Consider the following 4,026-nt stretch of genomic DNA (forward strand, 5'->3'; position numbering starts at 1 on the left):
ACATCATTGCCTCAAACGTCTCCGGTCGCACCCCACATAAACGCTTAAATTCTGATGGTTTTAGGTGTTTGACAGTATTGTAGCTCATAGTTTTAATCTACTTATCTCACCTTTCCCTACCCTTTTGCAAGAGGTCTAAGACCCAGCTCCTTTGTTAGCAAACCCCGCACTACTGCCCTTAGCGGTACTAGCCCAGTCAAATTCTCCTAACGCTCTGTTGGAGCAAGTTGCATCTCAGTTGGATATGATTGAGGAGCGGGAGCAAAGAAGTAATATCGCAGCTTGTACGGGAATATTAGCCAGTTTGCGTTTTGATAACGATACAATTCGTCAGTTCTTGAGGGAAGATGTGATGAGAGAAGCGCCAATGTATCAAGAAATTATCCAAGAGGGAAGGCGAGAGGAAGCCCTGCTGCATACCCTACGTTTACTAACTAGACGGATTGGTACACTCACTCTAGATTTACAACTCCAGGTTCAGAATCTAACTACTGCTCAGCTTGAGGAATTGGGAGTTGCCCTACTAGATTTCAACAATGCTGCCGATTTAGCTGCTTGGCTCCAAAATCAATAGACGGAGAAAGCTATTAGTAGATCCGAAAATAGCTTTCTTTAAAGCTACCTTTAATTAGATAAACACTCAGCCATAACCTCTAGTATTTCCCCTATTTCTTTACAATTCATACTCCTAATCTGTCCGGTCAAAGAACTCCTTTGATAATTTCCAATCGCAATTCTCATCCCCAACCCTTCACCAATCCAACACTGAGCAAGTCCTGCCTCATCATCCATAGACAAGTTGGCTACCTCCTCTCCATCTGAAGCAGGCAGTAAATTATGATGTGAAACCACGGTAATTTTCTACGAATACTAAATTAATTAAACTGATTCTATTTTTGATAAGGATTGGGTAAAACCGTAGAATTACGGAATTGTACTATTTAACTAGTACATGCTTTAAGCAGTCTGCCGATCGCTCCCTAAAATTACAATGCGACCGCGTTGAGGGCGATCGCTTCCAAAAGTTTTGTTTAAATTGAATCCAAAATTACCTGTCTAAAACCTACTAGCTAGAACCCGATTGCGAGTTCCCGTCTATTTCATTTGTTATTTTCTGAGCAAGAGTCCTGAATAGCTGTGCCACCTGATTGTTATCCGAAACGTTGATCTGGTAAATGGTATCGGCATATAAGTTGCTGTTTCCGAATACCACAGATATAGCTTGGTCGCCCAGTAAAGACTTCAATAGCTGCGCTTTTTTGTCCGGCGGTAGGCGATTGCACTTCTCTAGCAGACTTTCTAATTCATCTAAGTTTTTGTTAAACTGCTGCTCGTCCACAATTTTTTTACTATCAGAGTAATTAGCAGCAGTTATCATACTGCCTCTGGCATCAGCTTCGTCTCCGTAGAACCACGGCTTTCGATCCAGTCAGCCATGAGGTTCAACACCGCTGCCTTTTCCTTGGGAGAGGCAGCGCGGATTAGCGCGATCAAATCGGTAGAATCTTCTATCCCTAATCGAGTAGTAGCCGCCTTCCTAGCAAAGTCTGGCAGAGCATTAAGTAATGCAAAGTAATCGCCAGCTTTCAAATCCTGCTTCCCATTCATGAACCTACTCAGGCTGCTGCCGTTTACGCCGCTGGTTTCAGCAAGCTCCGCCGCAGAAACGTTAGTCCTGTCAAGCGTAAGTTGTACGGCATCAATTAAAACCTGCTGGTGATATGGCAAAGTCATTGCTATTTCGCAAAAAGTATTGTAGTATTTCACAATAGCAAAGCAAGAGCCTACGATCCTACTCTGATTGACTCCATACTAGCAGGGATTACCTGGGTCTTGCTAGGGCTACTTAAAAACTTACCCCGTTCCTCTGACCAGGACGCGGGGAGCAAATAAACGTTTGAAAATCACATCAACATGGGAATACTACCACGATTTAGGGAAAGAGTTAGCACTAATTTAGCCGCCTTCGGCTTTACCTCTATCAGCCAAAAGGCGGAGATGGGGGTGGAGTCATGATACCTAGACTGCAAAAGGATTCGCAGGGAAAGATTGAGGGAGAATTCTATCCGTTGCAGAAAGCAGAGTTAATCGCCTTACGTAAAGCAGGATTAATTGTCAACACAGCTTTTGTTTATTTTGCATTACACCTAGAGGATATACAAAATGGCGCTCCCCTTAATGTAAAAGAGTTTGCTACAAGTTGGCAGATTCCAGAGAGTAGTGTGTATGAGGCTATTGCCAAAATTAATCGAGCCAACCCAAGCTTCACGGTTAAAATCAAATCTCCTGTTAGAGTTGAGCAGCAGATACGCGATTACCTCCATGCACAGCTAGGCGGGTTAGTGGAAGTTGCCACTCCATCTGGGCGCATCGATTTGCTAACTAAAACAGAAATTATCGAAGTCAAGCGAATTAATGAGTGGAAATCAGCTCTAGGTCAAATTCTGATTTACTCAGCTTTTTACCCACAACATCAAAAACGATTGCACTTATTTGGGACTGCTAGGGAGCTGGAGGCACTAGCAGACATTGAGGCAGCAGTTATTAGTTTTGAAATTAAGGTTACGGGTGAGGAAGTGTAATTATGACTAAAACACAAAGCCAAAAGCTTGAAGTTCCCTTCCATCGCCTCACTGAAGCAGAAATTAGGCAGTGGTACAAAGACAAGCTTCTCACTACTGCTGGTTATCTGTTAGCCATTAAGCGAGTCACAAGACCGCCAGGTTCAAAGTTTGTAATTCCAAATGTTCTAGCGTTCTGCCAGGAGTGGGGGATTAGTAAATCTGCTTTCTATCGTGCTGTAGACGAACTAAAGCAAAAAGGATATCAAGAGTGGGAAGCCACACATGGAATAGTCCTCAAGGACTCTAAAAAGGTTATTTCTTTTCCCTTAGATAAAAAGTGTCCCACGGATGGGACAGGTATCCCACAAGCGGAACAGGATTCCCATGAGTGGGATGCACAGTCCCACGAGCGGGATATGAATTCCCACAGGCGGGATGCACAGTCCCACAAGCGGGAAAATCAATCCCACAAACCCTCTTCTAATAAAGATTCCAGCTCTCCTCAGACTAATAAGACTTATACAGACTTTATTCAGACTCTCTCAGACAGCGAGAGAGAGAATTTTGAAAAGTTTGTTAGAGATGAATGGAAAAAGCTGACAGCTAAGAACGGGGAGCCAGGGGAGGAGATTATCAGCCTAGAACGCTTCCTTGCTCGTGAGGAAGACATTAGGGATTGGCATCAGAGATTTTTAAAGTCCCCTGCTGGCAAGGCGGCGAAGAAGCAGGCGATCGCACAGCAGTACGACTGGCGCAGTGACCCGCGATTTGAAGAGTGGATTTGGGCAGCTTTTAATCGCGGTTCTGAGTGGATTCACGAGAACGAGGCTCTAAGGGAGCAGCGCAAAACTTTTTACGATTGGGCATTTGAAGTAGATGCTTTTGAAGTATGCGCCACAGCCATTTATGGAGATGAAGGGAGTAAAAATCTATGACGCTGCCACAATTCCCCCGCGAACCCGTTCGTCCCGACTTGGAGGGTGTTGAGAAAGACAGAGAACTATGGACTCCCAGGTGGAAATGTTTTTGTTGTCATGACAGCGGACTGGTTAACTTAAGTCTGATCAAGCTGGTCATCCCAGATTACAATCTTCACCGCGACAAATTTGTGGTTTGCCAAAACCGTCACTGTGAGGCAGGAGCGGACTACAGGCACGATCCTAACTACGACCAGCGTTTCACGGTCGGTATCTGCATGGAATTAGACAAAAGAAACCGAGAAGACTGGCATCGCACGGTAGAGAGCCATTTCAAAACAATTCAAAATCGCGTTGCGGACGCTTCGAGAAAGGTAAGTCTTAGGAAATGCGATCGCACTTCAGATGAGGAACTTGTTGCTATTGGGCGACATGAATCAGCTTGTAACGCAGACCCCGAAAAGCTGGAGGAGGCAGAGGCAGATTTAGAACTAGAGGATGAGTGCGAAGAGAAGGCGTATCATGGCGAGTTCTAGGAAAAAAGC

Annotated in this window: 7 protein-coding genes; 4 read left to right on the plus strand and 3 right to left on the minus strand. The window is 44.6% G+C overall.

Annotated elements, in window-relative coordinates; translation table 11 throughout:
* Positions 1-151: 151 nt before the first annotated feature.
* Positions 152-574, plus strand: coding sequence for a DUF4351 domain-containing protein (locus ACRC32_RS19655; RefSeq protein WP_438555556.1), 423 nt, complete (start codon positions 152-154; stop codon positions 572-574).
* 50 nt (positions 575-624) lie between these two features.
* Here the strand turns inward: ACRC32_RS19655 and ACRC32_RS19660 are convergent, their stop codons facing one another.
* The 3 genes from ACRC32_RS19660 to ACRC32_RS19670 form a co-directional block, all read right to left on the minus strand.
* Positions 625-852 (minus strand): hypothetical protein, encoded by a 228-nt coding sequence (locus ACRC32_RS19660; RefSeq protein ID WP_438555557.1) that lies wholly within the window; start codon positions 850-852, stop codon positions 625-627.
* Positions 853-1,066: 214 nt separating this feature from the next.
* On the minus strand, positions 1,067-1,339 hold the full coding sequence (locus ACRC32_RS19665; RefSeq protein WP_438555558.1) for a hypothetical protein: 273 nt from the start codon (positions 1,337-1,339) through the stop codon (positions 1,067-1,069).
* Positions 1,340-1,374: 35 nt separating this feature from the next.
* Positions 1,375-1,734, minus strand: coding sequence for a helix-turn-helix domain-containing protein (locus ACRC32_RS19670; protein WP_438555559.1), 360 nt, complete (start codon positions 1,732-1,734; stop codon positions 1,375-1,377).
* A 278-nt stretch (positions 1,735-2,012) separates the two neighbouring features.
* Here ACRC32_RS19670 and ACRC32_RS19675 point away from each other — a divergent pair, with 278 nt between their 5' ends.
* Genes ACRC32_RS19675 through ACRC32_RS19685 form a run of 3 tightly spaced genes read left to right on the plus strand, consistent with a single transcriptional unit; the run spans position 2,013 to position 4,017 of the window.
* A complete protein-coding gene (locus ACRC32_RS19675) occupies positions 2,013-2,582 on the plus strand; it encodes a hypothetical protein (RefSeq protein WP_438555560.1) in 570 nt (189 codons plus the stop codon).
* Between the two features lie 2 nt (positions 2,583-2,584).
* The gene (locus ACRC32_RS19680; RefSeq protein WP_438555561.1) at positions 2,585-3,499 is read left to right on the plus strand and encodes a hypothetical protein; all 915 of its coding nucleotides are present in this window, start codon (positions 2,585-2,587) and stop codon (positions 3,497-3,499) included.
* Entirely contained in the window at positions 3,496-4,017 is a 522-nt protein-coding gene (locus tag ACRC32_RS19685) for a hypothetical protein (protein ID WP_438555562.1), read from the plus strand. Before ACRC32_RS19680 ends, ACRC32_RS19685 begins: the two co-directional genes overlap by 4 nt.
* Positions 4,018-4,026 lie beyond the last annotated feature (9 nt).

Origin of the sequence: Chroococcidiopsis sp., assembly GCF_051657925.1 — a bacterium.
Lineage (GTDB): Bacteria > Cyanobacteriota > Cyanobacteriia > Cyanobacteriales > Chroococcidiopsidaceae > Chroococcidiopsis.